General features: G+C 45.0%; 1 protein-coding gene. It reads left to right on the top strand.

From position 1 onward, the window contains the following. Nucleotides 1-56: 56 nt before the first annotated feature. Nucleotides 57-2,708, top strand: coding sequence for a TonB-dependent receptor (locus L1D50_RS22490; RefSeq protein WP_128725808.1), 2,652 nt, complete (start codon nt 57-59; stop codon nt 2,706-2,708). Nucleotides 2,709-2,786 lie beyond the last annotated feature (78 nt).

Below are 2,786 nucleotides of genomic sequence, written 5' to 3'. Positions count from 1 at the left end.
ATATTATAAATGACCTTTTTATTGGTATGACAACAACAATCAACTGGGGAAACAGGATGAAACTAAAAAGTAACACGCTGCGCCGTGCAATTCGCTTCGCGCTCGCTTCTGCAGCAACTACGTCACTTCTTACCACGACCGTAATGGCTGAAGAAGCCAATCAAGCAAAGTCAGATGAAAAAATCGAAAAAATCGCCGTAGTTGGCTCTCGGGCTGCACCTCGCTCTGTGGGTGAGTCACCGGTCCCTATCGACATCATCGGTGCAGAAGATATGTCAAAGGCGGCAGGTTCTGACATGCTCGAGCTACTGAAAGGTTCTGTACCGTCTTTGAACGTACACGCGAATCCTATCAGTGATGCAGCGACTTTAGTAAGACCAGCTAACTTACGCGGATTGCCTGCGGATAGTACGCTGATTTTGTTAAACGGTAAGCGTCGCCACCGTTCGTCGGTTATTGCCTTTTTAGGCGGTGGGATTAACGATGGTGCTCAAGGTCCTGATATTTCAGTGATCCCTAGTATCGCGCTTAAACAGGTGGAGGTACTTCGCGACGGTGCTGCCGCGCAGTACGGTTCAGATGCGATCGCGGGTGTAATGAACTTTGTACTAAAAGACGCAAGCGAAGGGGGCTCGTTCTCTATTCGTCAAGGTGAATACTACGAAGGTGACGGCGATACAACGGTTATCGAAGGTAACGTGGGTCTACCATTTACGGATGATGGCTTTGCTAACCTAAGCTTTCAATATAAAGAGGCCGATGCGACTAGCCGCAGTGTTCAGCGTCCTGATGCAGCAGCATTTGCGGGAGCTGGCTTAGAAGGCGTTGCAGATCCAGCACAAATTTGGGGTGCCCCCGAAATCAAAGACGACATCAGTATTTTTGGTAATGTTGGTGTAGACGTTACAGATAACGCCCACTTCTACATGTTCGGTAACTACTCAGAACGGGATGTAAAAGGTGGGTTCTATTATCGAAACCCAACCACTCGCCCCGGAGTTTATGGCGGTACAATCAGACTCGTTAATGGCGTACCGATGAGAAGGAGTGCAACAGACGAAGCACAGCAAAAATTGTGGGATGCGGCAACACCAACAGTGTTAGTAGGTGCGTTAGATGGTGGCCTTGATGCACAATTAGACTGTCCAGTAGTCGAACTTCAAGCGAATGGATTGCCAGATCCAACGGCATTAGGGCAGTTGGATGCTGCCAACTGTTTTGCATTTAACCAAATCCTTCCAGCAGGATTTACACCAAACTTCGGTGGTAATATAACAGATACATCTTTAACTATGGGTGTGAGAGGTGAATTTAAAGATGGCTTCTTAGAGGGAGCCTATTGGGATTTGAGTGGCTCTGTTGGCCGCAACGAATCTAGATATTTTATTACTAACACGGTGAATGCCTCATTAGGTCCAGATACTCCGATGGACTTTAGTCCAGGTAAGTATATTCAGCTAGAAAAGAACTTTAACTTTGATGTATCGAAAGGTTACGACTTTGATCTTGCTTACGATGTAAACGTTGCTGCAGGTCTTGAGTGGCATGAAGAAACATTTGAAGTACTTTCGGGCGATGAAGCGTCATTTATTGCAGGGCCGCTAACAGAACAAGGCTTTGGTATTGGCTCGAACGGTTTCCCTGGATTTAAACCTTCTGCAGCAGGTGAATACACTCGCCGTAACTATGCCGCTTATGTGGATATTGAAACGCCATTTACTGAAGACTTCATGATGGGCTGGGCGCTGCGTTATGAAGACTATGATTCATTTGGCTCGACTACTAACTTTAAGATCACGGGCCAGTACCACGTTACAGAGGACTTCTCAGTTCGTGGTTCAATCAGTACCGGTTTCCGTGCACCCACAGTAGGTCAAGCTAACGTATCTAACGTACAAACAAACTTAAGTAGTGGTGTACTTGTAGACTCTGCGCTATTACCACCAACAAACCCAATTTCGTTACAACTGGGCGGCACGGAACTTCAACCGGAGGAATCTGAAAGTTACACATTAGGCGCAGTATATCGTTCTGGCGACTTATTTATTACGTTAGATTACTACAACATTGAAGTAACTGACCGCCTAAGCCAGTCAGAGAAGATAGAGTTAGACCAAGCTGACAAAGATGCCCTTAAAGCGGCGGGTGTTCCGAACGTTGACAATTTAGCACAGGTGAGCTTCTTTACTAATGACTTCGATACCACGACTCAAGGTATCGACTTAGTTGGTAACTACTCTATGGATATGCTGGGTGGTTATGCGACATTTAGTGCAGCATACAACTGGAATGAAACCGAAGTTGATCGCTTCTCTGCGATTACAGGTGACTTCAAGGTATCTCGTCTAGAAAACGACTTACCTAAGCACAGAGGTACATTAACTTGGGCTCAGCAATGGGATAGCTTCTCAGGTTTTGTGCGTATGAACTACTTTGGTGAATACCAAGGTGTCCACGTAGATTATGATGCAACAGCTAAAACAGCAAGTGCAACAATCACATTTGATGCAGAGCTTACTTACTATGCAACAGATTCAATCAGTCTATCTGTTGGTGCAAATAATATCTTTGACCAAGATGCTGAAGAACTAGACTTCTTTGACGCTACAGGTATCCCAAATAACAACTGGGGTGGCAAATACTACGAGACTTCACCATACGGTATTAATGGTGGTTTCTACTATGTAAAAGCAACCTATACGTTCTAACTTTTACTGTAACCCAGAAACAAAGGCGAACTAGCATTAGCTATTTCGCCTTTTTATTTTTATCCTATATAACAAAGT

Source organism: Pseudoalteromonas sp. Isolate6, assembly GCF_022398435.1.
Classification (GTDB): Bacteria; Pseudomonadota; Gammaproteobacteria; order Enterobacterales; family Alteromonadaceae; genus Pseudoalteromonas; species Pseudoalteromonas galatheae.
This window is presented reverse-complemented; position numbering and strand designations above follow the sequence as displayed.

Coding starts and splice junctions, on each gene's coding strand:
- L1D50_RS22490 (WP_128725808.1), top strand. CDS start 57: ATGAAACTAAAAAGTAACACGCTGCGCCGTGCAATTCGCTTCGCGCTC.